The organism is Enterobacter sp. 725m/11 (genome assembly GCF_011683705.1).
Lineage (GTDB): Bacteria > Pseudomonadota > Gammaproteobacteria > Enterobacterales > Enterobacteriaceae > Enterobacter > Enterobacter bugandensis.
The window spans coordinates 138,329-161,162 of the sequence record NZ_JAAQOK010000003.1; the positions used below are offsets into that span (position 1 = coordinate 138,329).

20 protein-coding genes are annotated in these 22,834 nt (G+C 56.7%); 15 read left to right on the forward strand and 5 right to left on the reverse strand.

Translation table 11 applies throughout. The features are described 5' to 3' along the window. Positions 1-6: 6 nt before the first annotated feature. The 3 genes from kdpB to kdpF are packed head-to-tail and all read right to left on the reverse strand — an operon-like array spanning position 7 to position 3,842. Positions 7-2,055: a potassium-transporting ATPase subunit KdpB gene (gene kdpB, locus HBA26_RS02345; RefSeq protein WP_028012370.1), complete on the reverse strand. Its 2,049-nt coding sequence runs from the start codon at positions 2,053-2,055 to the stop codon at positions 7-9. A gap of 18 nt (positions 2,056-2,073) precedes the next feature. Further along, entirely contained in the window at positions 2,074-3,753 is a 1,680-nt protein-coding gene (kdpA, locus tag HBA26_RS02350; protein ID WP_126345030.1) for a potassium-transporting ATPase subunit KdpA, read from the reverse strand. Next, positions 3,753-3,842: a K(+)-transporting ATPase subunit F gene (gene kdpF, locus HBA26_RS22835; RefSeq protein WP_014069365.1), complete on the reverse strand. Its 90-nt coding sequence runs from the start codon at positions 3,840-3,842 to the stop codon at positions 3,753-3,755. Before kdpF ends, kdpA begins: the two co-directional genes overlap by 1 nt. Positions 3,843-4,151: 309 nt before the next feature. Between kdpF and HBA26_RS02360 the strand changes: the two genes are divergently transcribed. From HBA26_RS02360 to nei, 7 genes are all read left to right on the forward strand, one after another. Further along, on the forward strand, positions 4,152-4,358 hold the full coding sequence (locus tag HBA26_RS02360) for a YbfA family protein (protein WP_014069366.1): 207 nt from the start codon (positions 4,152-4,154) through the stop codon (positions 4,356-4,358). 599 nt (positions 4,359-4,957) lie between these two features. Continuing rightward, complete coding sequence (gene phrB, locus HBA26_RS02365; RefSeq protein WP_126345029.1) at positions 4,958-6,370, forward strand: deoxyribodipyrimidine photo-lyase; 1,413 nt, start codon at positions 4,958-4,960, stop codon at positions 6,368-6,370. Positions 6,371-6,380: 10 nt separating this feature from the next. After that, the gene (locus HBA26_RS02370) at positions 6,381-7,124 is read left to right on the forward strand and encodes a type 2 GTP cyclohydrolase I (RefSeq protein ID WP_028012373.1); all 744 of its coding nucleotides are present in this window, start codon (positions 6,381-6,383) and stop codon (positions 7,122-7,124) included. A 14-nt stretch (positions 7,125-7,138) separates the two neighbouring features. After that, entirely contained in the window at positions 7,139-7,795 is a 657-nt protein-coding gene (gene pxpB / locus HBA26_RS02375; protein WP_100170594.1) for a 5-oxoprolinase subunit PxpB, read from the forward strand. Next, entirely contained in the window at positions 7,789-8,721 is a 933-nt protein-coding gene (pxpC, locus tag HBA26_RS02380) for a 5-oxoprolinase subunit PxpC (RefSeq protein WP_028012375.1), read from the forward strand. Before pxpB ends, pxpC begins: the two co-directional genes overlap by 7 nt. After that, a complete protein-coding gene (pxpA, locus tag HBA26_RS02385) occupies positions 8,708-9,448 on the forward strand; it encodes a 5-oxoprolinase subunit PxpA (protein WP_059355292.1) in 741 nt (246 codons plus the stop codon). Before pxpC ends, pxpA begins: the two co-directional genes overlap by 14 nt. 18 nt (positions 9,449-9,466) lie before the next feature. Beyond that, a complete protein-coding gene (gene nei, locus HBA26_RS02390) occupies positions 9,467-10,258 on the forward strand; it encodes an endonuclease VIII (protein ID WP_049138485.1) in 792 nt (263 codons plus the stop codon). Between the two features lie 107 nt (positions 10,259-10,365). Here the strand turns inward: nei and HBA26_RS02395 are convergent, their stop codons facing one another. After that, a complete protein-coding gene (locus HBA26_RS02395; protein WP_028012378.1) occupies positions 10,366-11,649 on the reverse strand; it encodes a citrate synthase in 1,284 nt (427 codons plus the stop codon). A 638-nt stretch (positions 11,650-12,287) separates the two neighbouring features. Here HBA26_RS02395 and sdhC point away from each other — a divergent pair. From sdhC to sucD, 8 genes are all read left to right on the forward strand, one after another. After that, the gene (gene sdhC, locus HBA26_RS02400; protein ID WP_026080740.1) at positions 12,288-12,692 is read left to right on the forward strand and encodes a succinate dehydrogenase cytochrome b556 subunit; all 405 of its coding nucleotides are present in this window, start codon (positions 12,288-12,290) and stop codon (positions 12,690-12,692) included. Continuing rightward, positions 12,686-13,033: a succinate dehydrogenase membrane anchor subunit gene (sdhD, locus tag HBA26_RS02405; protein ID WP_003858621.1), complete on the forward strand. Its 348-nt coding sequence runs from the start codon at positions 12,686-12,688 to the stop codon at positions 13,031-13,033. Before sdhC ends, sdhD begins: the two co-directional genes overlap by 7 nt. Next, positions 13,033-14,799: a succinate dehydrogenase flavoprotein subunit gene (gene sdhA / locus HBA26_RS02410; protein WP_041910764.1), complete on the forward strand. Its 1,767-nt coding sequence runs from the start codon at positions 13,033-13,035 to the stop codon at positions 14,797-14,799. The genes sdhD and sdhA overlap by 1 nt, the downstream gene beginning before the upstream one ends. A gap of 15 nt (positions 14,800-14,814) precedes the next feature. After that, positions 14,815-15,531, forward strand: coding sequence for a succinate dehydrogenase iron-sulfur subunit SdhB (gene sdhB / locus HBA26_RS02415; protein WP_008501090.1), 717 nt, complete (start codon positions 14,815-14,817; stop codon positions 15,529-15,531). A gap of 223 nt (positions 15,532-15,754) precedes the next feature. Continuing rightward, entirely contained in the window at positions 15,755-18,562 is a 2,808-nt protein-coding gene (gene sucA / locus HBA26_RS02420) for a 2-oxoglutarate dehydrogenase E1 component (RefSeq protein WP_045261080.1), read from the forward strand. 14 nt (positions 18,563-18,576) lie between these two features. Further along, the gene (gene odhB / locus HBA26_RS02425; RefSeq protein ID WP_047367747.1) at positions 18,577-19,797 is read left to right on the forward strand and encodes a 2-oxoglutarate dehydrogenase complex dihydrolipoyllysine-residue succinyltransferase; all 1,221 of its coding nucleotides are present in this window, start codon (positions 18,577-18,579) and stop codon (positions 19,795-19,797) included. 95 nt (positions 19,798-19,892) lie between these two features. After that, positions 19,893-21,059 carry an ADP-forming succinate--CoA ligase subunit beta gene (gene sucC, locus HBA26_RS02430; RefSeq protein ID WP_006809579.1) on the forward strand — a complete coding sequence of 389 codons (1,167 nt, stop codon included), beginning with the start codon at positions 19,893-19,895 and terminating at the stop codon, positions 21,057-21,059. Next, on the forward strand, positions 21,059-21,928 hold the full coding sequence (gene sucD / locus HBA26_RS02435; RefSeq protein ID WP_008501094.1) for a succinate--CoA ligase subunit alpha: 870 nt from the start codon (positions 21,059-21,061) through the stop codon (positions 21,926-21,928). Before sucC ends, sucD begins: the two co-directional genes overlap by 1 nt. Before the next feature lie 83 nt (positions 21,929-22,011). Here sucD and HBA26_RS02440 read toward each other — a convergent pair whose 3' ends face one another. Next, entirely contained in the window at positions 22,012-22,731 is a 720-nt protein-coding gene (locus HBA26_RS02440) for a GntR family transcriptional regulator (RefSeq protein WP_126345028.1), read from the reverse strand. Between the last annotated feature and the right edge of the window lie 103 nt (positions 22,732-22,834).

Below are 22,834 nucleotides of genomic sequence, written 5' to 3' on the forward strand. Positions count from 1 at the left end.
CACCTTTTAAACCAGCCCGAACAGGGTCAACAGCAGGTCGATAGCCTTGATACCGATGAAAGGCACCACCAGCCCCCCCAGGCCGTATATCCACAGGTTGCGGCGCAGCATGGCAGCTGCGGTCAGCGGCTTATAGCTCACGCCCTTCAGCGCCAGCGGAATAAGAAAGACAATGATCAGGGCGTTGAAAATCACCGCGCTCAGAATGGCCGATGCCGGAGAGTGCAGGTGCATCACGTTCAGCGCATTGAGCTGCGGGTAGGTGGCCGCAAAGGCCGCCGGGATAATGGCGAAATACTTCGCCACGTCGTTGGCGATACTGAAGGTGGTCAGCGAACCGCGCGTCATCAGCATCTGTTTGCCGATGTGCACTACCTCAATTAGCTTGGTCGGGTTAGAGTCGAGGTCGACCATGTTGCCCGCCTCTTTTGCCGCCTGGGTACCGGAGTTCATCGCCACCGCCACGTCGGCCTGCGCCAGGGCAGGGGCATCGTTGGTACCGTCACCCGTCATCGCTACCAGACGACCTTCCGCCTGATACTGACGAATCAACGCCAGTTTCGCTTCCGGCGTGGCTTCGGAAAGGAAATCATCCACGCCCGCTTCGGCGGCAATCGCCGCGGCGGTAAGACGGTTATCCCCGGTGATCATCACCGTTTTAATGCCCATTTTACGCAGCTGGGCAAAGCGCTCTTTAATGCCGCCTTTGACGATATCTTTCAGGGCAATTACGCCCAGCACGTTCGCGCCTTCTGCCACCACCAGCGGCGTGGCCCCCTGACGGGCTACGCTTTCGACCAGGTTGTCCACTTCAGGCGGGAAGTGGCCATTGTTGGCCTCAATGTGGCGACGGATGGCGTCAACAGAGCCTTTACGGATCATGCGATCCTGAATGTTAATCCCGCTCATTCGGGTTTGCGCCGTAAACGGCACGAAGGTGGCATGCAGGCTCTGAACGTCGCGCTGGCGCAGGTTAAAGCGCTGCTTGGCGAGAACAACAATGCTTCGGCCTTCCGGGGTTTCATCGGCAAGCGAGGAGAGCTGTGCCGCATCCGCCAGCGTTTTTTCATCCACGCCCGGGGCGGGTAAGAATTCGGATGCCTGGCGGTTACCGAGGGTAATGGTCCCGGTTTTATCCAGCAGCAAGACATCCACGTCACCGGCGGCTTCAACCGCGCGCCCGCTGGTGGCGATAACGTTAGCACCGAGCATACGGCTCATGCCGGCCACGCCGATGGCCGACAGCAGGCCGCCGATGGTGGTAGGGATCAGGCAGACCAGCAGCGCCACCAGCACGGTGATGGTGACCGGAGTGCCGCCATAGGCGGAAAATGGCCACAGCGTCGCGGTTGCCAGCAGGAAGACGATGGTCAAAGCTATCAGCAGGATGGTCAGGGCAATTTCGTTCGGTGTTTTACGGCGCTGAGCGCCTTCCACCATGGCGATCATCCGGTCGAGGAAGGTTTCGCCCGGGTTGACGCTGCACTGGATCACCAGCCAGTCGGAAAGAATGCGCGTCCCACCCGTTACGGAGGCAAAATCACCGCCGGATTCACGGATCACAGGTGCGGATTCCCCGGTAATGGCGCTTTCATCTACCGATGCGCCACCTTCAATGACTTCTCCGTCGCACGGGATGATGTCGCCAGCTTCCACCAGCACCACATCACCTTTACGTAGTTCATCCGCCGGAACGTGGTCCATCTGCGCGCCGTATTTCGGTTCACGTAATTTCCGCGCAAACGCCGTTTTTTTCACCCCTTTCAGGCTGTTGGCCTGCGCTTTACTCCGGCCTTCCGCCAGCGCTTCGGCAAAGTTGGCGAATAGCACGGTAAACCACAGCCACAGGCTGATGGCCCCGGTGAACATCGCGTTTCCCGGCATGTGACCCGTCCCCATGGCAATCGCCAGTGCGGTGGTCAGGACGCTGCCGGCCCAGACGATAAACATCACCGGGTTGTGCCATTGCACGCGCGGGCTCAGCTTTTTGACCGCATCCATAAGCGCCTGACGAACTAACGTCGGTTCGAGCAGGGCCAGTTGTTTACGACTCATGACAAATACTCCGCAAAATCAGCGTAAAGAGAGAGTTTCCGCGACCGGGCCTAACGCGAGGGCGGGGATAAAGGTCAGGGCGCCGACCAGCAACACGGTGCCCGTCAGCAGGCCGATAAACAGCGCGCCGTGGGTCGGTAACGTCCCGGTGGTGGTCGGTTGGATTTTTTTATTTACCAGCGATCCGGCAATCGCCATAACCGGCACAATGATCCCGAAGCGGCCCACGAACATGCAGAACGCCAGCAGACAGTTCCAGAACGGAGAGTTGGCGCTTAAGCCTGCAAAGGCACTACCGTTGTTGTTGGCGGCCGAGGAGACGGCATACAGCACTTCGCTAAAGCCGTGAATGCCCGGATTAAAGATGCCGCTGCGTCCGGCCTCGGTCATCAGGGCCAGCGCGGTGCCGAGCAGCACAAGCGCCGGGGTGACCAGAATCGCCAGCGCGGTTAATTTCATCTCGCGAACGTCGATTTTTTTACCGAGGTATTCCGGGGTGCGGCCAATCATCAGACCGGCAATAAACACCGCCAGCAGCACGAACAGGAGCATGCCGTAAAGACCGGAGCCCACGCCGCCAAACACCACCTCGCCGATCTGCATCAGCCACATCGGGATCATGCCGCCCAGCGCGGTGAAAGAGTCATGCATGGCGTTTACCGCCCCGCACGAGGCTGCTGTGGTGACGACTGCATAAAGGCTACTGGCAAGAATGCCGAAGCGGCTCTCTTTGCCTTCCATATTAATAGTGCTGTTCGCCCCAAGCAGCATGAAATGGGGGTTGCCGCTCCATTCAGCCCACATCACCAGCGCCACGCAGACCACGAAGATCAGCGACATGGTCCAGAGCAGTGTGCGGCCCTGACGGCGATCGTTGACCACATCACCAAAGGCGAAACAGAGCGCGGCGGGGATCAGGAAGATCGCCAGCATCTGCACAAAATTGGTCAGGGCTGTAGGGTTTTCAAACGGATGCGACGAGTTGGCGTTGAAGAATCCGCCGCCGTTGGTGCCGAGCATCTTGATGGCTTCCTGCGACGCCACTGGCCCCATCGGCAGGAGCTGTTTTGCCCCTTCCAGCGAGGTATAAGGCGCGTAAGGCAGCAGGTTTTGCAGGGCGCCCTGCTGAATAAAGAACAGCGCGATAAGCAACGCAATCGGCAGCAGGATCCACAGCGTAATGCGCGTCAGATCCACCCAGGCGTTACCCAGGGTACCGATTTTCTGACGTGCAAACGCGCGCGTCAGCGCGAAAATTACCGCGATACCGCTGGCGGCAGAGAGGAAGTTCTGCACGGTTAATCCAGCCATCTGGCTGAAATAGCTAAGCGTGGTTTCACCGGCATAGGACTGCCAGTTGGTGTTGGTAACAAAACTGACCGCCGTGTTCAGCGCAAGATGCCAGGACAGGCCCGGTAACCCTTGCGGATTCAGCGGCAGGCTACCCTGCAGCATCAGCATGGCAAAAAGCGCAATGAGCCCAACGATGTTCAGCAGCAGAATGGCGATCAGATATTCACGCCAGTTCATCTCCCGATCGACTATCCCCAGTACGCGCCAGATCCCTTTTTCAACGCTTCCCGTGCCGGGCAGGGGGACGTTGTTGATCAATCGCGCCAGTCCCGTTCCCAGCGGTCTTGCCAGAACGAACAATACCACTAAGAAGCTGGCAATAAGCAAAAACGCCTGAGCAGCCATCAGAATGCCTCCGCGTTAATCAGGGCATAGACCAGATAACCCAATAACAGGAACACCAGCACGATGCCGGCAATAAGACCTGCACTCACAATCCACCTCCGGGTGACTTTTGTTGTTGTGCTAACGGTAGGATTTATGGCGCAAAGATTTCGCAAAAATCAGAAGGGTGGGTGTAAAAAAAGTATAAAAATGGCAAAGCCCACAATTTAACTATTGATAAGTAAATCGTTAACTTTTTTGTAACTTAATTACGGCGCGAATGTAAATATTCACTAAATGGATAAAAATAAGTGGTCGGATGAGTAGTAAAATTACAAACAAAGCGATATTATTTTAGCCAGGTCACAGATTTCACATTTTCCGGAGAAGGTTTCCGGCCAACTACAGGGGAGAAAAATATGGATCTTTATAAAGAGTATCCGGCTCATATCGTGTTCATGCGTCGCACTTTCGCCGTAGTGGCTGGCGTGCTGGCCCTGCCGGTGATGCTGTTCTGGAAAGATCGCGCGCGTTTTTACAGCTATCTGCACCGCGTCTGGGCGAAAACCAGCGAGAAGCCGGTGTGGATGGATCAGGCAGAGAAAGCGACCTGCGATTTCTATTGATACAACGCTGACGCGTAGCCATAAAAAAACCGCCAATAGCAATATGGCGGTTTTTTTGTCCCTCAGGATTCGCGGTCCGTTGGGTAGTCTTCAAGCCCTCGTCAGAGGCTTCCAAGAATATCTCGGGTCCTTAAGTAATCAAACTGCCACTCCCTAAATATATTCTTAAAAACCTTTTCTGTGGATTACGTTTTACGCCAGGGCCAACTACTATGCAGCGTCCCTTTCCGCCATCTCGCACATGGGCACCGGTCCCGGGAAAGGCGTCACCACAACCGTAAGTCAGGCTCTCGTCAGGGCTTGTGTCCACCGATTTATCACCGGTGGTGAACGGTGGAGCGGTTAGCAGCAGGGACCGCATAGTGAAACGCTATATATGCATCGCGTTCATTGTCGCCAGCGTACTCGTTGTAAAGAGTGATGAACCTAATGCGTTTGTCGCTTTAACCACGATAGCGCAGGACAAGTAGCGTTAAGGCCGCCCCGGGCGGCCTTTTTTATTTCATCCCGTCTACACTTCATGGCAAAGTAGTTCAATGCATGCTTTTTCCTTGTACGGCATGCCCTTATGGACATAATGGACAATAGCCTGGAGTTTTATGCCCACCCATCTGGTTTGGTTTCGCGCGGATTTGCGCGTACATGACAACATCGCTCTCGCGGCAGCCTGCCGCTCTGATGACGCCAGCGTGCTGGCGCTATTTATCGCCACGCCTGAGCAGTGGCAGCAGCATGATATGGCTCCGCGGCAGGCGGCTTACCTCAAATCACACCTGAACGAACTGCAGCACGCGCTTGCCGAGAAAGGCATTCCGCTGATCTACAAAGAGGTCAGCGATTTTACCGCGCAGCTTCATATGCTGCAGGAGATATGCCAGCAGAACGGCGTCACGCATCTTTTTTATAACTACCAGTACGAACTGAACGAACAGCAGCGGGACCGCCAGCTGGAGAAAATGCTGGGAGAGGTGGTTTGTGAGGGATTTGATGACAGCGTGATGCTGGCTCCGGGCAGCGTTATGACCGGCGGTCACGAAATGTATAAAGTGTTTACGCCGTTTAAAAATGCTTTTGTTAAGCGCCTGAAAGAGGCGCTGCCGGAGTGCGTACCCGCGCCCGCCGCCAGAGGAGAGGCTATAACCGATCTCCCCGAATTAACGTTCAACTATCCCCAACGGGCATTTGATGAACTTCTGTTCCCTGCCAGTGAGAAGGCCGCTATTGCGAAGCTGCGCCAGTTTTGCAAGCAGGGCGCGGGAGAATACGACGCGCGCAGGGATTTCCCGGCAATTGAAGGGACAAGCCGGTTATCGGCCTGCCTGGCGCTGGGCGTGCTCTCTCCTCGCCAGTGTTTGCATCGTCTTCTGGCCGAACAGCCGCAGGCGCTGGACGGTGGTGCGGGCTCGGTGTGGCTGAACGAACTTATCTGGCGTGAATTCTACCGCCATCTGATGACGTACCATCCCAATCTCTGTAAGCATCGTCCGTTCATTCCGTGGACCGACAGCGTAAAATGGCAGCACGATGAGGCACTTTTACAGGCCTGGCAAAAAGGGGAGACGGGCTATCCGATTGTGGACGCCGCTATGCGCCAGCTAAATGAAACCGGGTGGATGCACAATCGTCTGCGAATGATTACCGCGAGCTTCCTGGTGAAAGATCTGCTTATCGACTGGCGAATCGGAGAGCGCTATTTTATTTCTCAGCTGATCGATGGCGATCTGGCAGCGAATAACGGTGGCTGGCAGTGGGCGGCCTCTACCGGCACCGATGCGGCTCCCTATTTCAGGATTTTTAATCCGACCACGCAGGGGCAAAAATTTGATGCCAACGGCGACTTTATTCGCCGCTGGTTGCCCGCGCTCAGGAACGTTCCTGAAAAAGCGATCCATGACCCGTGGGCATGGGCGGATAAACAGGGCGTAAAGCTCGATTATCCCCGCCCGATTGTCGACCATAAACAGGCGCGCGTCGCCACGCTGGCGGCGTACGAAGCCGCACGAAAAGTTTGAGAGAATGATGATGAAAAACAGTGAACTGGAACGCCTGATTAACGAAAAACTTAATACCGCCTCCTTTAGCGACTATGGCCCGAATGGCCTGCAGGTCGAAGGGCGCGAAACGGTGCAGAAAATCATCACCGGCGTGACGGCAAGCCAGGCGCTGCTGGATGAGGCGGTGCGTCAGGAAGCCGACGCGGTGATTGTCCATCACGGTTACTTCTGGAAAAACGAATCGCCGATTATCCGCGGCATGAAGCGCAACCGCCTCAAAACGCTGCTGTCGAATGATATCAACCTGTACGGTTACCATCTGCCGCTGGATGCGCATCCTGAACTGGGAAATAACGTCCAGCTGGCACAGCTGTTAGGGATTACCGTGATGGGTGAAATCGAGCCGCTGGTGCCGTGGGGCGAACTGTCGATGCCGGTACCGGGGCTGGAGCTGGCCTCGTGGATCGAAGCGCGGCTGGGGCGTCGTCCGCTGTGGTGCGGAGATACCGGGCCGGATACCGTGAAGCGCGTGGCGTGGTGTACCGGCGGCGGCCAGGGCTTTATCGACAGCGCCGCGCGCTTTGGTGTTGATGCGTTTATTACCGGCGAAGTCTCCGAGCAGACGGTTCACTCTGCCCGCGAGCAGGGGCTGCATTTTTACGCGGCAGGCCACCACGCTACCGAGCGCGGCGGTATTCGCGCCCTCAGCGAGTGGCTGACGGAAAATACCGATCTGGATGTGACCTTTATTGATATTCCTAATCCGGCCTGATGAGAGGTAGTTAAGTGCAGCGAGCGCGTTGTTATCTTCTGGGTGAAACCGCGGTAGTTCTGGAGCTTGAGCCTCCCGTGACGCTTGCCACGCAAAAGCGTATCTGGCGCCTGGCACAGCGACTGCCCGAGCTACCCGGCGTGGTTGAAGCTATTCCGGGTATGAATAATATCACCGTGGTGCTACGCGATCCGCACACCGGGGCGCTGGATGCCATTGAGCGTCTTCAGCGCTGGTGGGAAGAGAGCGAGGCGCTGGAGCCAGAATCGCGGGCGATTGAGATCCCGGTTGTCTATGGCGGCAAAGGTGGTCCTGACCTTGGCGTGGTGGCCGAACACTGTGGATTAACAGTAAAGCAGGTTGTGGAGCTGCACAGCTCGGTGGATTACGTCGTCTGGTTTCTGGGTTTTCAGCCGGGCTTTCCGTATCTGGGCGGATTATCTCCCCGGCTGCATACCCCTCGTCGGGCTGAGCCGCGCCTGAGCGTACCCGCAGGAACGGTGGCGATTGGCGGTGAACAAACCGGAGTTTATCCGCTTACTTCACCGGGCGGCTGGCAGCTTATCGGGCACACCTCTATGCCACTATTTAAACCGGGGCAGGAGGCACCGATCCTCCTGCGTCCGGGTGATACCCTGCGCTTTATCCCGCAGAAGGAGGGGGTATGTTAACGCTTATTCGCGCGGGGCTTTATACCTCCGTTCAGGATGCCGGACGCTTTGGCATGCGCCAGTCCGGCGTGAGCTACTGCGGTGCGCTCGATCGTCCTTCGCTGGAGATTGCCAACCTGCTGGTAGGCAACGCGGGCAGCACGGCGGCGTTAGAAATTACGCTGGGTCAGTGCGTTATTGAATTTGGTGAGGAGACCTGGTTCGCCTTAACCGGCGCGGGCTGTGACGCGACGCTGGACGGCAAAGCGGTGTGGACCGGCTGGCGATTGCGGGCGAAAGCCGGGCAGCGTCTGACGCTTAAGCGTCCTCTACACGGCGTGCGCAGCTATCTTGCCGTGGCGGGGGGCATCGACGTGCCGGAGGTGTTGGGGTCGTCCAGCACCGACCAGAAAGCGGGAATGGGCGGCCATGAAGGACGGCTGCTGCGCGACGGCGATCGTCTTGCGATTAAGCCATCAGCGCGCCATTTCACCACCACGCAGGGCGTGAAGCAACTGCTGTGGGGGAACGTGATCCGCGCCTTGCCGGGACCGGAATATCAGGAGTTTGATGAAGCCTCAAAAGAGTCTTTCTGGCGTTCGCCGTGGAAAATCAGCCCGCAGAGTAACCGTATGGGTTACCGGCTTCAGGGGCAGCCGCTGACCCGCACGACTGACCGGGAGCTGCTTTCCCACGGGCTGCTGCCGGGGGTGATTCAGGTGCCGGGCAACGGGCAGCCCATCGTACTGATGAACGACGCGCAAACTACCGGCGGCTATCCGCGTATTGCCTGCATTATCGAAGCGGATCGCTACCATCTGGCGCAAATCCCTCTCGGTCAGCCGATTCATTTCGTGCAGTGTACGCTGGAGGAGGCGCTAAAGGCGCGGCAGGATCGGCAGCGCTATCTCGAACAGCTGGCGTGGAGGCTCGATGGTAAAGATTGATTTAAACGCCGATCTGGGGGAGGGCAGCAGCGCCGATGCGGAACTGATGACCCTGGTCTCCTCGGTCAACATCGCCTGCGGTTTTCACGCGGGCGATGCGCAAACCATGCTGGAGAGCGTGCGTAATGCCATTAAAAACGGCGTGGCGATTGGCGCTCACCCGAGCTTCCCGGACCGGGACAACTTTGGCCGTACGGCGATGGATCTGCCCCCTGAGACGGTCTACGCTCAGGTGCTCTACCAGATCGGCGCGCTGGAGGCGATAGTGCGCGCTGAGCATGGCGTGCTGCGTCACGTCAAACCGCACGGCATGCTCTATAACCAGGCAGCGAAAGATCCGGCGCTGGCGGAGGCGATTGCCCGCGCGGTGCGGGACTGCAATCCGCAGCTGATTCTGGTTGGCCTGGCGGGTAGCGAGCTTATTCGTGCCGGAGAACGGCTGGGGCTGACGACGCGGCAGGAAGTCTTTGCCGATCGGGGATACATGCCGGACGGCAGCCTGGTGCCGCGCACGCAGGCTGGTGCGCTGATTACTGACGAAAATAAAGCGTTGGCGCAGACGCTGGCGATGGTGCGCTTCGGGCGGGTGACCGCCGTGGATGGAACATCCGCAAATGTTCAGGCCGATACGGTGTGTTTACACGGCGACGGGGAGCATGCGCTCCAGTTTGCGCGACGCCTGCGGGCGGCGTTCTCTGAAGAGGGCATTCTCGTCAGCGCAGATTGATTATAAAAGGACAATGACATGCCTGAAGGTCCGGAGATCCGCCGCGCGGCGGATAGCCTGGAGGCGGCGATAAAGGGCAAACCCCTGACCGATGTCTGGTTTGCCTTTCCTCAACTTAAGCCGTTTGAAACAGAGCTGGTGGGACAGACGGTGACCCATATTGAAACGCGCGGCAAAGCGTTGCTCACGCATTTTTCCCATAACCTGACGTTATATAGCCATAACCAGCTCTACGGTGTGTGGCGCGTCGTCGATGCGGACGAGCAGCCGCAAACGACGCGCGTGCTGCGCGTCCGGTTACAAACGGCGGATAAGGCGATCCTGCTCTATAGCGCCTCTGATATCGAAATGTTAACGCCGGAGCAGCTGCTGACGCATCCGTTCTTACAGCGCGTCGGGCCGGACGTGCTGGACATGCGCCTGACGGCGAGCGACGTTAAAGCCCGGCTATTGTCTCCCCAATTCCGCAACCGCCAGTTTTCCGGGCTGTTGCTCGATCAGGCGTTTCTTGCCGGGCTGGGAAACTATCTGCGGGTGGAAATCCTTTGGCAAGTGGGGCTGGCGCCGCAGCGCAAGGCCTCTCAGCTTAGCGAGGAACAGCTGGACGCGCTGTCGCACGCGCTGCTGGATATTCCGCGGCTGTCGTACAACACGCGCGGCCTGGTAGATGAGAACAAACATCACGGGGCGCTGTTCCGCTTTAAGGTGTTCCATCGGGCGGGGAAAAAGTGCGAGCGTTGTGGTGGGGTGATTGAGAAGGCTACGATCTCTTCCAGACCGTTTTACTGGTGCCCCCGGTGCCAGATGTAAAAAAGCCGGGTGGCGGAGGTAAAAGCAAAACGGCAACGAAAGTTGCCGTTTTTAATGTTTTCACCCTCTCCCTGTGGGGGAGGGCATCAGGCCGCACCCAACGTTTTTTAGCGCTTCAGGTCAGACTTAAAATCACGCTGCTCGTAGCCGGTGTACAGCTGACGAGGACGGGCGATTTTCATGCCTTCGCTGTGCATTTCGTTCCAGTGCGCAATCCAGCCCACGGTACGCGCCATGGCGAAGATCACGGTGAACATGGAAGACGGAATGCCCATCGCTTTCAGAATAATGCCAGAGTAGAAATCGACGTTCGGGTAGAGTTTCTTCTCGATGAAGTACGGGTCGTTCAGCGCGATGTGTTCCAGCTCCATCGCCACTTCCAGCAGATCGTCTTTGGTGCCCAGCTCTTTCAGCACTTCGTGGCAGGTCTCACGCATAACGGTTGCGCGCGGGTCGTAGTTTTTGTAAACACGGTGACCGAAGCCCATCAGGCGGAAGGAGTCATTCTTGTCTTTCGCGCGACGCACGAACTCTGGAATGTGCTCAACGGTGCTGATCTCTTCCAGCATCTTCAGCGCCGCTTCGTTCGCGCCGCCGTGCGCCGGTCCCCACAGGGAGGCGATGCCCGCAGCGATACAGGCGAACGGGTTCGCGCCTGAAGAGCCTGCGGTACGGACAGTAGAGGTAGAGGCGTTCTGCTCGTGGTCAGCGTGCAGGATCAAAATACGGTCCATCGCACGTTCCAGCACCGGGTTCACTTCATACTCTTCGCACGGCGTGGAGAACATCATGCGCAGGAAGTTGCCGGCGTAGGAGAGGTCGTTACGTGGGTACACAAACGGCTGGCCGATGGAGTATTTGTAGCACATCGCCGCCATGGTCGGCATTTTGGACAGCAGGCGGAACGCCGCGATATCACGGTGACGCGGGTTATTCACGTCAAGTGAGTCGTGGTAGAACGCCGCCAGCGCACCGGTAATCCCGCACATCACCGCCATTGGGTGAGAGTCACGACGGAACGCATGGAACAGACGGGTAATCTGCTCATGGATCATGGTGTGACGGGTTACGGTGGTTTTGAATTCATCGTACTGCGCCTGCGTCGGCTTTTCGCCGTTCAGCAGGATGTAGCACACTTCCAGGTAGTTGGATTCGGTGGCTAACTGATCGATGGGGAAGCCGCGATGGAGCAGGATACCTTCGTCACCGTCAATGTAGGTGATTTTGGATTCGCAAGATGCGGTAGAGGTAAATCCAGGGTCAAAGGTAAATACCCCTTTGGAACCCAGCGTACGGATATCAATAACATCCTGACCGAGCGTGCCTTTTAGCACATCCAGTTCAATAGCATCATCACCATTTAGGGTGAGTTTTGCCTTTGTATCAGCCATTTACGGTCTCCTTAGCGCCTTATGCTTAAGACTGCTTTTACCGGATTTGCCTTCAGCTGTTAATCACCGTTACCAGATTGTTATTTGGCTTACCGCTCAGCTCACGAGGAGTAACCAGGGTACAGAGCTATGGCGCCTTGCAGGTAAACGAATGAAATATCAGTGAAACAACAGCAAATCAGCGTTTTTGCAGTCCGAATTATTCAAACCTGTATATCACTAATAACTGTCCTGATAACTTCGGTCAATACCATCACACTGTTACATAACTATTTGTCAGGTGAAAGAGAGACCTCATAACTTTTGCGCATTATATGCCTTTTCTGATGACGTTTGTAACAATATTGTTTAACATTTGTCAAATCAGATGATTAAAAATTAAAAAGATGTTGTTATCGTGACCCTGATCACTGTTCCAGAGAAAACCCAACAAACTGTATGTAGGTTAATTGTAATGATTTTGTGAACGGCCTATACTGCCGCCAGGTCTCCGGAACACCCTGCAATCCCGAGCCACCCAGCGTTGTAACGTGTCGTTTTAGCATTTGGAAGCAATGTTTTGCATGACGCGCAGTTATAGAAAAGGAACGCTGCTTGACCCGCATCGCAGTCCGGAGGAAGGAAACAATAAGAACAGCATGTGGGCGTTATTCATGATAAGAAATGTGAAAAAACAAAGACCTGTCAATCTGGATCTCAAAACGATCCGGTTCCCCGTAACAGCAATAGCGTCCATTCTGCACCGTGTTTCTGGTGTGATTACGTTTGTGGCGGTCGGTATTTTGCTGTGGTTACTGGGCACCAGCCTCTCTTCCCCTGAAGGATTCCTCCAGGCCTCGGCCATCATGAATAGCTTCTTCGTGAAATTTATCATGTGGGGCATTCTCACCGCGCTGGCCTATCACGTTGTTGGCGGCGTACGCCACATGCTGATGGACTTTGGCTATCTGGAAGAGACGTTCGAGGCCGGGAAACGTACCGCGAACATTTCATTTGTGATCACTGTCGTGCTTTCACTTCTCGCAGGAGTTCTCGTATGGTAAGCAACGCCTCCGCATTAGGACGCAACGGCGTACATGACTTCATTCTGGTCCGCGCTACCGCCATCGTCCTCACGCTTTACATCATCTATATGATCGGTTTCTTCGCGACCAGCGGCACGCTGACGTGGGAAATCTGGAGTGGTTTCTTCGGATCGGCCTTCACCAAAGTGTTCACCCTGCTGGCCCTGTTCTCCATCCTTATCCATGCCTGGATCGGCATGTGGCAGGTGTTGACCGATTACGTTAAACCGCTGGCGATTCGCCTTCCGCTGCAACTGATTATTGTTGTTGCGCTGCTGGTTTACGTCATTTATGGATTTGTTGTGGTGTGGGGTGTGTAATGAAACTGCCAGTCAGAGAATTTGATGCTGTTGTGATTGGTGCGGGTGGCGCAGGTATGCGCGCCGCACTGCAAATTTCCCAGAGCGGCCAGACCTGTGCGCTGCTCTCTAAAGTGTTCCCGACCCGTTCCCACACTGTGTCCGCGCAGGGCGGTATTACCGTTGCGCTGGGTAACTCCCATGAAGATAACTGGGAATGGCACATGTACGACACGGTAAAAGGTTCCGATTACATCGGCGACCAGGATGCCATCGAATATATGTGTAAAACCGGCCCGGAAGCGATTCTGGAGCTGGATCACATGGGTCTGCCGTTCTCCCGTCTGGAAAATGGCACCATCTATCAGCGTCCGTTTGGCGGCCAGTCGAAAAACTTCGGCGGCGAGCAGGCGGCACGCACCGCGGCGGCGGCTGACCGTACTGGTCACGCGCTGCTGCACACCCTGTATCAGCAGAACCTGAAAAACCATACCACCATCTTCTCCGAGTGGTATGCGCTGGATCTGGTGAAAAACGCCGATGGCGCAATTGTTGGCTGTACCGCGCTGTGCATCGAAACCGGTGAAGTGGTTTACTTCAAAGCCCGCGCGACCGTGCTGGCGACCGGCGGTGCAGGCCGTATTTACCAATCCACCACCAACGCCCACATTAACACCGGTGACGGTGTTGGTATGGCTATCCGCGCGGGCGTGCCGGTGCAGGACATGGAGATGTGGCAGTTCCACCCAACCGGTATCGCCGGTGCGGGCGTGCTGGTCACCGAAGGCTGCCGCGGTGAAGGTGGCTACCTGCTGAACAAACACGGCGAGCGCTTCATGGAGCGTTATGCCCCGAATGCGAAAGACCTGGCGGGTCGTGACGTGGTGGCGCGTTCCATCATGATCGAAATCCGTGAAGGCCGCGGCTGCGATGGCCCATGGGGTCCACACGCGAAGCTGAAGCTCGACCATCTGGGTAAAGAAGTGCTGGAATCCCGTCTGCCGGGCATCCTGGAACTGTCCCGTACTTTCGCGCACGTCGATCCGGTGAAAGAGCCGATCCCGGTTATCCCAACCTGCCACTACATGATGGGCGGTATTCCGACCAAAGTGACCGGTCAGGCGCTGACCGTGAACGAGCAGGGCGAAGACGTGGTTATTCCTGGCCTGTTCGCGGTGGGCGAAATCGCCTGCGTATCCGTACACGGTGCCAACCGTCTGGGCGGTAACTCGCTGCTGGACCTGGTGGTATTTGGTCGTGCGGTGGGTCTGCATCTGCAGGAGTCCATTGCCGAGCAGGGCGCGCTGCGTGATGCAACCGACGACGAAATCGACGCCTCTCTTGAACGCCTCAACCGCTGGAACGGTAACCGTAACGGCGAAGATCCGGTGGAAATCCGTAAAGCGCTGCAGGAGTGCATGCAGCACAACTTCTCGGTATTCCGCGAAGGCGATGCGATGGCCAAAGGCCTAGAGCAGCTGAAGGCGATCCGCGAGCGTCTGAAAAATGCCCGTCTGGACGACACCTCCAGCGAGTTCAACACCCAGCGCGTTGAGTGCCTGGAGCTGGATAACCTGATGGAAACCGCATTCGCAACCGCCATGTCGGCAAACTTCCGTACCGAAAGCCGTGGCGCCCATAGCCGCTTCGACTTCCCGGATCGTGACGATGAAAACTGGCTGTGCCATTCCCTGTATCTGCCAGAGTCGGAAACCATGACGCGTCGTAACGTCAACATGGAACCGAAACTGCGTCCGGCGTTCCCGCCGAAGATTCGTACTTACTAATGCGGAGACAGGATAATGAAACTCGAATTCTCAGTTTATCGTTATAACCCGGATGTTGATGACGCTCCGCGCATGCAGGACTACACCCTCGAAGCGGAAGAAGGTCGTGACATGATGCTGCTGGATGCCTTAATCCAGCTGAAAGAGAAAGATCCTACGCTGTCGTTCCGCCGCTCCTGCCGTGAAGGGGTATGTGGCTCTGACGGTGTGAACATGAACGGCAAAAACGGCCTGGCCTGCATCACGCCAATTTCAGCGCTGCAGCGTCCTGGTCAAAAAATTGTTATCCGTCCTCTGCCAGGCCTGCCGGTCGTGCGTGATTTGGTGGTAGACATGGGGCAATTCTATGCACAATATGAGAAGATTAAGCCTTACTTATTGAATAATGGGCAAAATCCACCCGCTCGTGAGCACTTACAGTCTCCTGAGCAGCGTGAAAAACTCGATGGTCTGTACGAGTGTATTCTCTGCGCATGCTGTTCAACGTCCTGCCCGTCGTTCTGGTGGAACCCGGACAAGTTTATCGGCCCTGCGGGTCTGCTGGCTGCCTATCGCTTCCTGATCGACAGCCGAGACACCGAAACCGACAGCCGTCTGGAAGGATTAAGTGACGCTTTCAGCGTATTCCGCTGCCATAGCATCATGAACTGCGTCAGTGTGTGTCCGAAGGGGCTGAACCCGACGCGCGCCATCGGCCATATTAAGTCGATGCTGCTGCAGCGCAGTGCGTAAGTTGTGAGAGGGGAGCGCTGTTCCCCTCACCCTAAACCCTCTCCCAAAGGGAGAGGGAATAATTGCAGAAACCTTTAAAAACTGCCCTGAAGTCTAGACAGTTTCTAAAGGTTCCTTCGCGGGCCAAATGAAAAGAGCTCGCAGGTGAACCCCGGCACGTACACGCGGTGTGCGTGGTAGTTTCTACGGCGAAAGTAAGCATAAAAATGCTTAAGGGATCACGATGCAGAACGGCGCAATGAAAGCCTGGCTGGACTCTTCTTACCTCTCTGGTGCCAACCAGAGCTGGATAGAACAGCTCTATGAAGACTTCTTAACCGATCCTGACTCAGTGGACGCAAACTGGCGTTCCATGTTCCAGCAGTTGCCTGGTACAGGGGTCAAACCGGATCAATTCCATTCCAAAACACGTGATTATTTCCGTCGTCTGGCGAAGGATGCCTCACGTTACTCTTCTGCGATTTCCGACCCTGACACCAATGCGAAGCAGGTTAAAGTCCTGCAGCTTATCAACGCTTATCGCTTCCGCGGTCACCAGCATGCGAATCTCGATCCGCTGGGACTGTGGCAGCAGGAACGTGTGGCCGATCTCGATCCGGCGTATCACGATCTGACCGAGGCCGATTTCCAGGAAAGCTTTAACGTAGGTTCCTTTGCTATCGGCAAAGACACGATGAAGCTGGGCGATCTGATTGACGCGCTCAAGCAAACCTACTGCGGCTCCATCGGCGCGGAATATATGCACATTACCTCTACCGAAGAGAAACGCTGGATCCAGCAGCGCATCGAATCCGTAGCGGGCCACGCGACCTTCTCGGCCGACGAGAAGAAACGCTTCCTCAGCGAACTGACCGCAGCGGAAGGGCTTGAGCGCTATCTGGGCGCGAAGTTCCCGGGCGCAAAACGCTTCTCGCTGGAAGGTGGCGACGCGCTGGTGCCGATGCTGAAAGAGCTGATTCGCCACGCAGGCAAGAGCGGCACCCGTGAAGTGGTGCTCGGCATGGCGCACCGTGGTCGTCTGAACGTGCTGGTCAACGTGCTGGGTAAAAAACCGCAGGACCTGTTCGACGAATTCGCGGGCAAACATAAAGAACACCTCGGCACCGGCGACGTGAAGTACCACATGGGCTTCTCGTCAGATATCGAAACCGAAGGCGGTCTGGTTCACCTGGCGCTGGCGTTCAACCCGTCACACCTGGAAATCGTCAGCCCGGTGGTTATCGGTTCCGTGCGCGCGCGTCTGGATCGTCTGGACGAGCCGAGCAGCAATAAAGTGCTGCCAATCACCATTCACGGTGATGCGGCGGTCACAGGGCAGGGCGTGGTTCAGGAAACCCTGAACATGTCGAAAGCGCGTGGTTATGAAGTGGGCGGTACCGTTCGCATCGTGATCAACAACCAGGTGGGCTTCACCACCTCTAACCCGCTGGATGCCCGTTCTACCCCGTACTGCACCGACATCGGTAAGATGGTACAGGCGCCAATCTTCCACGTTAATGCGGATGACCCGGAAGCCGTTGCTTTCGTTACTCGTCTGGCGCTGGACTTCCGTAATACCTTTAAGCGCGATGTGTTCATTGACCTCTTCTGCTACCGCCGTCACGGCCACAACGAAGCGGATGAGCCAAGTGCAACCCAGCCGCTGATGTACCAGAAAATCAAAAAACACCCGACGCCGCGCAAAATCTATGCTGACAAGCTGGAAAGCGACAAGGTGGCGACGCTGGAAGATGCGACCGAAATGGTCAACCTCTACCGCGACGCGCTGGATGCGGGTGAATGCGTGGTGAAAGAGCTGCGCCCGATGAACATGCACTCCTTTACCTGGTCGCCGTACCTCAACCACGAGTGGGATGAGAGCTACCCGAACAAGGTTGAGATGAAGCGCCTGCAGGAGCTGGCTAAACGCATCAGCACCGTGCCGGATGCTATCGAGATGCAGTCTCGCGTGGCGAAAATCTACGCCGACCGTCAGTCCATGGCGGCAGGCGAGAAGCTGTTCGACTGGGGCGGGGCGGAAACGCTGGCCTACGCAACGCTGGTTGACGAAGGCATTCCTGTTCGTCTGTCCGGTGAGGACGCGGGCCGTGGGACCTTCTTCCACCGTCACGCAGTGGTTCACAACCAGTCTAACGGTTCAACCTACACTCCGCTGCAGCACGTGCATAACGGTCAGGGCCAGTTCAAGGTCTGGGACTCCGTGCTGTCTGAAGAAGCGGTCCTGGCATTCGAATACGGCTACGCCACTGCGGAACCGCGCACCCTGACCATCTGGGAAGCGCAGTTCGGCGACTTCGCCAACGGTGCGCAGGTCGTTATCGACCAGTTCATCTCCTCCGGCGAGCAGAAGTGGGGCCGCATGTGTGGCCTGGTGATGCTCCTGCCGCACGGTTATGAAGGCCAGGGTCCGGAGCACTCCTCCGCGCGTCTGGAACGTTATCTGCAGCTCTGCGCCGAGCAGAACATGCAGGTCTGCGTGCCGTCCACCCCGGCGCAGGTCTACCACATGCTGCGTCGTCAGGCGCTGCGCGGTATGCGCCGTCCGCTGGTGGTGATGTCGCCGAAATCCCTGCTGCGTCATCCGCTGGCGGTGTCCAGCCTGGAAGAGCTGGCGAACGGTACCTTCCTGCCGGCCATCGGTGAAATTGACGAGCTGGATCCGCAGGCCGTGAAGCGTGTGGTGATGTGTTCTGGTAAAGTTTATTACGACCTGCTGGAACAGCGCCGCAAGAACGATCAGAAAGATGTCGCCATCGTGCGTATCGAACAGCTTTATCCGTTCCCGCATCAGGCGATGCAGGAAGTGCTGAAACAGTACGCTCACGTACATGATTTTGTCTGGTGCCAGGAAGAGCCGCTCAACCAGGGCGCATGGTACTGCAGCCAGCATCATTTCCGTGAAGTGATTCCATTTGGGTCAGCCCTGCGCTATGCAGGTCGCCCGGCCTCCGCCTCTCCGGCGGTAGGGTATATGTCCGTTCACCAGAAGCAGCAACAAGATCTGGTCAATGACGCGCTGAACGTCGATTAATTAAAGGATACATAATGAGTAGCGTAGATATTCTTGTTCCCGACCTGCCTGAATCCGTAGCAGATGCGACCGTCGCTACCTGGCACAAAAAACCAGGCGATGCCGTTAAGCGCGATGAAGTGCTGGTAGAAATCGAAACTGACAAAGTGGTACTGGAAGTACCGGCTTCGGCGGATGGCGTTCTGGACGCGGTGCTGGAAGATGAAGGCACCACCGTCACCTCTCGTCAGATCCTGGGACGCCTGCGTGAAGGCAACAGCGCGGGCAAAGAGTCCAGCGCGAAGTCTGAAGAGAAAGCCTCTACGCCGGCTCAGCGCCAGCAGGCTTCTCTGGAAGAACAGTCTAACGACGCCCTCAGCCCGGCGATCCGTCGCCTGCTGGCTGAACACAGCCTTGACCCGGCAGCCATCAAAGGCACCGGTGTGGGCGGTCGTCTGACCCGCGAAGACATCGACAAGCACCTGGCGAAAGCGCCTGCTCAGGCGGAAGCGAAAGCCCCTGTGGCCGCGCCGGCAGCTCAGCCTGCTCTGGGTGCCCGCAGCGAAAAACGCGTACCGATGACCCGCCTGCGTAAGCGCGTGGCCGAGCGTCTGCTGGAAGCGAAAAACTCCACCGCGATGCTGACCACCTTCAACGAAGTGAACATGAAGCCAATCATGGATCTACGTAAGCAGTACGGTGACGCGTTTGAAAAACGTCACGGTATCCGTCTGGGCTTTATGTCCTTCTACGTGAAGGCGGTGGTTGAAGCGCTGAAACGCTACCCGGAAGTGAACGCGTCTATCGATGGCGATGACGTGGTTTACCACAACTACTTCGACGTCAGCATGGCGGTTTCTACCCCACGCGGCCTGGTGACCCCGGTTCTGCGTGATGTGGATACCCTGGGTATGGCTGATATCGAGAAGAAAATCAAAGAGCTGGCCGTGAAAGGCCGCGACGGCAAGCTGACCGTAGACGACCTGACCGGCGGTAACTTCACCATTACCAACGGCGGCGTATTCGGCTCGCTGATGTCTACCCCGATCATTAACCCGCCGCAGAGCGCGATCCTGGGTATGCATGCCATTAAAGATCGCCCGATGGCGGTTGACGGTAAAGTTGAGATCTTGCCGATGATGTACCTGGCGCTCTCTTACGACCACCGCCTGATCGACGGCCGCGAGTCCGTGGGCTTCCTGGTAGCCATTAAAGAGCTGCTGGAAGATCCAACGCGTCTGCTGCTCGACGTCTAGTAACGATTTAGCATCACCTGCCCCGTGGACCGGCACACGCTGCGCCGGTCTACAGGTTTGAAGATAACGATTACCCTGAAGGATGGATAGAACACATGAACTTACATGAATATCAGGCCAAACAGCTGTTTGCCCGGTATGGCTTACCGGCTCCGGTGGGTTATGCCTGTACTACCCCGCGTGAAGCAGAAGAAGCCGCATCTAAAATCGGTTCCGGCCCGTGGGTAGTTAAATGTCAGGTTCACGCTGGTGGCCGTGGTAAAGCGGGCGGTGTGAAGGTTGTTAAGAGCAAAGAAGAGATTCGTGCGTTTGCTGAACATTGGCTCGGCAAGCGTCTGGTGACCTACCAGACAGATGCGAACGGCCAGCCGGTTAACCAGATCCTGGTCGAAGCGGCGACCGACATCGCGAAAGAGCTGTACCTGGGTGCGGTGGTTGACCGTAGCTCCCGTCGCGTGGTGTTCATGGCATCTACCGAAGGCGGCGTGGAAATTGAAAAAGTGGCGGAAGAGACCCCGCACCTGATCCACAAAGTGGCTATCGACCCGCTGGCGGGCCCAATGCCTTATCAGGGTCGCGAGCTGGCGTTCAAGCTGGGTCTGGAAGGCAAGCTGGTTCAGCAGTTCACCAAGATCTTCATGGGCCTGGCGACTATCTTCCTTGAGCGCGATCTGGCGCTGATCGAGATCAACCCGCTGGTGATCACCACCCAGGGCGACCTGATCTGCCTCGACGGCAAGCTGGGCGCTGACGGCAACGCGCTGTTCCGCCAGCCGGATCTGCGCGAAATGCGCGACCAGTCTCAGGAAGATCCGCGTGAAGCACAGGCTGCTCAGTGGGAGCTGAACTACGTGGCGCTGGATGGCAACATCGGCTGCATGGTTAACGGTGCGGGCCTGGCGATGGGCACCATGGACATCGTTAAGCTGCACGGCGGTGAGCCGGCGAACTTCCTTGACGTGGGCGGTGGCGCAACCAAAGAGCGCGTAACCGAAGCGTTCAAAATCATCCTCTCTGACGACAACGTTAAAGCGGTACTGGTTAACATCTTCGGCGGCATCGTTCGTTGCGACCTGATTGCAGACGGCATCATCGGTGCGGTAGAAGAAGTGGGTGTTAACGTTCCGGTGGTTGTGCGTCTGGAAGGTAACAACGCTGAACTCGGCGCGAAAAAACTGGCTGACAGCGGCCTGAATATTATTGCAGCGAAAAGTCTGACGGATGCAGCTCAGCAGGTTGTTGCCGCAGTGGAGGGGAAATAATGTCAGTTTTAATTAATAAAGATACCAAGGTTATCTGCCAGGGCTTCACCGGTAGCCAGGGGACTTTCCACTCCGAACAGGCGATTGCCTACGGCACGCAGATGGTTGGCGGCGTAACGCCAGGTAAAGGCGGCACCACGCACCTCGGCCTGCCGGTGTTCAACACCGTGCGTGAAGCGGTAGAAGCGACGGGCGCAACCGCGACCGTGATCTACGTTCCGGCACCGTTCTGCAAAGACTCCATTCTGGAAGCGATCGACGCAGGCATCAAGCTGATCATCACCATCACCGAAGGCATCCCGACCCTGGATATGCTGACCGTGAAGGTGAAGCTGGACGAAGCAGGCGTGCGCATGATCGGCCCGAACTGCCCAGGCGTGATCACTCCGGGCGAATGCAAAATCGGCATCATGCCTGGCCACATTCACAAGCCGGGCAAAGTGGGCATCGTTTCCCGTTCCGGTACCCTGACCTATGAAGCTGTTAAGCAGACCACGGACTACGGCTTCGGCCAGTCCACCTGCGTGGGCATCGGCGGTGACCCAATCCCGGGATCTAACTTCATCGACATCCTGAAGCTGTTCCAGGAAGATCCGCAGACCGAAGCGATCGTGATGATCGGCGAGATCGGCGGTAGCGCGGAAGAAGAAGCGGCTGCTTATATCAAAGAACACGTGACCAAGCCAGTCGTGGGCTACATCGCGGGCGTGACCGCGCCGAAAGGCAAGCGTATGGGCCACGCGGGCGCGATCATCGCCGGTGGTAAAGGTACGGCTGATGAGAAGTTTGCTGCGCTGGAAGCCGCAGGCGTGAAGACCGTTCGCAGCCTGGCGGATATCGGCGAAGCACTGAAATCCATCATTAAGTAAGTCCTCTCTGCTCCCCGAACGGGGAGCGATGAAGTATAAAAATGTCCGTTTCGACATGGTTGGCCGCTGTAAAGCGGCCTTTTTTATTGCCTGCGTCTGGCGACGAGAGTGAACTTGTAGTCGTCGGTATTGAACACGTTGCGGCTGTATTCAAACACCCGTCCGTCTTTCAGGAACCCGCGGGAGACTTTTTCCAGGATCGGCTTTGCCGGATCGAGCGACAGCGCGGCGATCGCCTCCTCTGACGGCATGATCGGCATCAGCTCCTGCTCGCTGCGATCGATAACCAGCTTTTTGATCTGCTCAACGTAGTGATATTTCGAATTCTCCATCACTTCCCAGGTGAGGTCGGGAAACATGGCCAGCGGCATCCATGTCTCCTCCAGGTTCACCGGCTTCTGCTTGATGAAACGCACGCGCTTAACGTGCCAGACCTTATCTTCCACGCTAACCGCTAATGTTGCCGCCAGCCGCGCATCGGCTTTCACCACTTCAAAGATTTTGACATCACTGTGCGTATCGACATGACGATCCGCCAGCTTTTCGTAAAAGCCGGTGAGCTGATAAATATCGTAATTGACGCGCTCCTCTTTTTTTACATAAGAGCCGCTGCCCTGAATACTTTCGATGATCTGCTCATCGGCGAGCAGTTTCAGGGCCTGCCGCACGGTGACGCGGCTGACGCGAAACGCCTCCTGAAGACTGGACTCCGTCGGCAGCGCGTCTCCGGGTTTTAATTCCCCGGCGTTGATTTTCTCGCGGAACGCATCGGCTATCTGCCGGTACATCGGTTTGTTGCCCATTTTATCGCGCCTGCTTAATACCTTTTCAGGGAATTATGCATTCAACTGATGATTTGTAAATAATACCTGTCTCTTATACACATCTGACGCTGCCGACGACGGA

What these genes read in the sequence shown, in the direction of transcription:
- kdpB (WP_028012370.1), bottom strand. Translation starts at nt 2,055, where the DNA reads ATGAGTCGTAAACAACTGGCCCTGCTCGAACCGACGTTAGTTCGTCAG.
- kdpA (WP_126345030.1), bottom strand. Translation starts at nt 3,753, where the DNA reads ATGGCTGCTCAGGCGTTTTTGCTTATTGCCAGCTTCTTAGTGGTATTG.
- HBA26_RS02360 (WP_014069366.1), top strand. Translation starts at nt 4,152, where the DNA reads ATGGATCTTTATAAAGAGTATCCGGCTCATATCGTGTTCATGCGTCGC.
- phrB (WP_126345029.1), top strand. Translation starts at nt 4,958, where the DNA reads ATGCCCACCCATCTGGTTTGGTTTCGCGCGGATTTGCGCGTACATGAC.
- HBA26_RS02370 (WP_028012373.1), top strand. Translation starts at nt 6,381, where the DNA reads ATGAAAAACAGTGAACTGGAACGCCTGATTAACGAAAAACTTAATACC.
- pxpC (WP_028012375.1), top strand. Translation starts at nt 7,789, where the DNA reads ATGTTAACGCTTATTCGCGCGGGGCTTTATACCTCCGTTCAGGATGCC.
- pxpA (WP_059355292.1), top strand. Translation starts at nt 8,708, where the DNA reads ATGGTAAAGATTGATTTAAACGCCGATCTGGGGGAGGGCAGCAGCGCC.
- nei (WP_049138485.1), top strand. Translation starts at nt 9,467, where the DNA reads ATGCCTGAAGGTCCGGAGATCCGCCGCGCGGCGGATAGCCTGGAGGCG.
- HBA26_RS02395 (WP_028012378.1), bottom strand. Translation starts at nt 11,649, where the DNA reads ATGGCTGATACAAAGGCAAAACTCACCCTAAATGGTGATGATGCTATT.
- sdhC (WP_026080740.1), top strand. Translation starts at nt 12,288, where the DNA reads ATGTGGGCGTTATTCATGATAAGAAATGTGAAAAAACAAAGACCTGTC.
- sdhD (WP_003858621.1), top strand. Translation starts at nt 12,686, where the DNA reads ATGGTAAGCAACGCCTCCGCATTAGGACGCAACGGCGTACATGACTTC.
- sdhA (WP_041910764.1), top strand. Translation starts at nt 13,033, where the DNA reads ATGAAACTGCCAGTCAGAGAATTTGATGCTGTTGTGATTGGTGCGGGT.
- sdhB (WP_008501090.1), top strand. Translation starts at nt 14,815, where the DNA reads ATGAAACTCGAATTCTCAGTTTATCGTTATAACCCGGATGTTGATGAC.
- sucA (WP_045261080.1), top strand. Translation starts at nt 15,755, where the DNA reads ATGCAGAACGGCGCAATGAAAGCCTGGCTGGACTCTTCTTACCTCTCT.
- odhB (WP_047367747.1), top strand. Translation starts at nt 18,577, where the DNA reads ATGAGTAGCGTAGATATTCTTGTTCCCGACCTGCCTGAATCCGTAGCA.
- sucC (WP_006809579.1), top strand. Translation starts at nt 19,893, where the DNA reads ATGAACTTACATGAATATCAGGCCAAACAGCTGTTTGCCCGGTATGGC.
- sucD (WP_008501094.1), top strand. Translation starts at nt 21,059, where the DNA reads ATGTCAGTTTTAATTAATAAAGATACCAAGGTTATCTGCCAGGGCTTC.
- HBA26_RS02440 (WP_126345028.1), bottom strand. Translation starts at nt 22,731, where the DNA reads ATGGGCAACAAACCGATGTACCGGCAGATAGCCGATGCGTTCCGCGAG.